Origin of the sequence: Streptomyces barkulensis, from assembly GCF_002843305.1 — a bacterium.
Classification (GTDB): Bacteria; Actinomycetota; Actinomycetes; order Streptomycetales; family Streptomycetaceae; genus Streptomyces; species Streptomyces barkulensis.
The window spans coordinates 1-2,320 of the sequence record NZ_PGSG01000017.1; the positions used below are offsets into that span (position 1 = coordinate 1).

Annotated in this window: 3 protein-coding genes; 2 read left to right on the forward strand and 1 reads right to left on the reverse strand. The window is 66.9% G+C overall.

Features of this window, described 5'->3' with window-relative positions:
* Positions 1–233: SCO3933 family regulatory protein (locus tag CUT83_RS04220; protein ID WP_101254529.1), on the reverse strand; the 233-nt coding region annotated here is incomplete at its 3' end.
* A gap of 182 nt (positions 234–415) precedes the next feature.
* Between CUT83_RS04220 and CUT83_RS04225 the strand changes: the two genes are divergently transcribed.
* Together CUT83_RS04225 and CUT83_RS04230 are read left to right on the forward strand one after the other, a co-directional pair.
* Positions 416–1,177: a GntR family transcriptional regulator gene (locus CUT83_RS04225; RefSeq protein ID WP_101254530.1), complete on the forward strand. Its 762-nt coding sequence runs from the start codon at positions 416–418 to the stop codon at positions 1,175–1,177.
* A gap of 16 nt (positions 1,178–1,193) precedes the next feature.
* Positions 1,194–1,733 carry a GNAT family N-acetyltransferase gene (locus CUT83_RS04230; RefSeq protein WP_101254531.1) on the forward strand — a complete coding sequence of 180 codons (540 nt, stop codon included), beginning with the start codon at positions 1,194–1,196 and terminating at the stop codon, positions 1,731–1,733.
* The last annotated feature ends 587 nt before the right edge of the window (positions 1,734–2,320 follow it).

Consider the following 2,320-nt stretch of genomic DNA (forward strand, 5'->3'; position numbering starts at 1 on the left):
CCCACCGGCGCCCCGGTGGTCAGCTCCCCGGTGATGCCGGTCTCCAGCACCGTGACCTTGTCCAGCAGGTTGGCCTCACCGTCGTCCACCACCATCAGGCCCACCGTCATCAGCTGCGCGCCGGTCTCCGGGTCGGTGGCGATCTCACCGGTCCGCCGGTTCGCGATCTTCGGCTGCGGGGCGGTCGCCACGATCACCGCAGCGGTCGACAGGTCGATCTTGAAAGACGCCATCACGGCTCCCTCGAACGAATCTTCCGCAAGGAGATCACCTCACGGGGACCTCCTTAAGGAGGTCTCTGTAGGGAGTGTGAACCTCCTTAAGGAGGTTGGTCAAGGGGGGTGCCCCGAACTTCCATGGGGTGACTTCTGTAGGGAGGTCCTACACTGGGGGCAGACCCCAAGGAGGCCACCCAATGCCCGCCAAGCAGCGGCTACCACGGAGCCGCGAAATCGCAGAGGAACTCCGCAGGAAGATCGAGTCCGGCGAGCTAGCCCCTGGCTCTGTCCTGCCTTCCGAACGCGAGCTGATGGAGAGCTACAACATCTCCAGCGGCACGGCGAACAAGGTCTCCGGACTACTCAAATCCACCGGTCTGGTCGAGAGTCAAGTGGGACGCGGCCTGTTCGTACGCCGTCGTACGCAGCTCATCCGGCACGCACACGACCGCTACGCGCGGCACTGGCGCGAGGCCGGCAAGGCGCCGTTCCGCTCAGAGGTCGAAGCGCAAGGCCGGACTCCTCGTGTCGAAGTCACCGGCATCACGCGGATCGACCCACCTCAGTGGGTTGCCGAGCGACTCGCGCTCCCGGCCGGAGAGCAAGTCGTGCGACGCGAGAACACGTACTTCGTGGACGAACGCGCCGTGCAGATCGTGAACACCTACATCCCTGTCTCCATCGCTGGAGACACCTCACTGGAGCAGGCCGTCCCTGGCCCCGGAGGGATCTACGCGGCCTTCGAGGAGCTTGGCCACAGGCTGACCCGGATGCTCGAAGAGGTTCAGGCTCGTATGCCTCGGACAGACGAAGCAGAGCGACTCAGTGCTTCGCCCGGTACACCCGTGCTGGACGTACTGCACATCAGCTACGACCAGGACGAAACGCCGATGGACGTAAGCCACTTCATCCTGCGTGGCGACGAGAACGTCTTGACCTACGAGCTGCCGACCGATTGAGGGAAGTTCCGCCCCCATGACAGACGACAGAAACTCCCAGAGCGCAGTGGCGGTCATCCGCCCGCGTCAGTACGAGGACATCCCCGAAGCCGCAAAGGCCCTCGTCCGAGTACACGACCTCGACGGCTACCCGGTCGAGGGAGTTGACCAGCCCGAGGCATGGCTTACCCCGCCGAAGTTGCTCCGGGCCTGGGTGGCCGAGGTGGAGGGGAGCGTCACAGGGCATGTGGCGATCAACCGCCCGAACGGCGAGGAGGCCGTGTCGCTATGGGTCGACCACAGCCAGGAAGAGGAGGCCCACGTAGCCGTACTCTCCCGGCTGTTTGTCGCTCCTGAAGCCCGAGGCAAGGATGCCGGGGGGGAGCTCATGCGCACAGCCATGACCTACGCACAGCGGGAAGGCCTCCGCCTCGTGCTCGACGTCCTGAGCAAGGACACCGCGGCGATGCGCCTCTACGAGAAGCTTGGATGGCAGCAGATCGGAAGCTCAACCCACAGCTACGGCAACGGACGGCAGACCGAAGCCATTTGCTACGTCTCACCGACCAACTGGTGATCAGCGGAGCTGTTACAGGTTTCTCTACCTCATCAAGGCTCGCTCCGCTCGCTGTCCGGCGGCCGGGCCGCAGTGCCAGCACACCGAGCCGCCCCACGGCCCTGCCCGCCGCTGTGTCCGACTGGCCCCCGACCACGGGGCGACCACAACGGCCCGCATCTCTGGACCGGCGGAAGCAGGCAGGGCCGTGCACAGCACACCAGGGACACGAAGACGCGTCCCACGGTTCCCGGCCTCCACGTCTGCACAGGTGCAGTCTTGATCCCGCAGGGATCAGGTGCCGCGCACAGCGCGGCGGCGCCGGGCCGGGCGCCGCCGCGCTGGCCCCTCCTCGTCTTCGCCGCCGGGGCCGCGCGCCGTCACCCGCCCGCGCCCGCAAGGGGGCGAAAAGACCAGGCCGGGGCTGGGGGCGGTCGGCTCCACGGCTTTACCCACCTGCCCGGTCCGGGACCCGCGTCGGGCACGACCAGGGGGCCACTCGGACACATTGCGGGCAGGTCCAAAGCCTGCCCGAGTTGCCAACCAGCGTACGGCCCCCTGATCATGCCCGACCCCAGCCCAGGCAGGACACCGGCCAAACCCGCTCC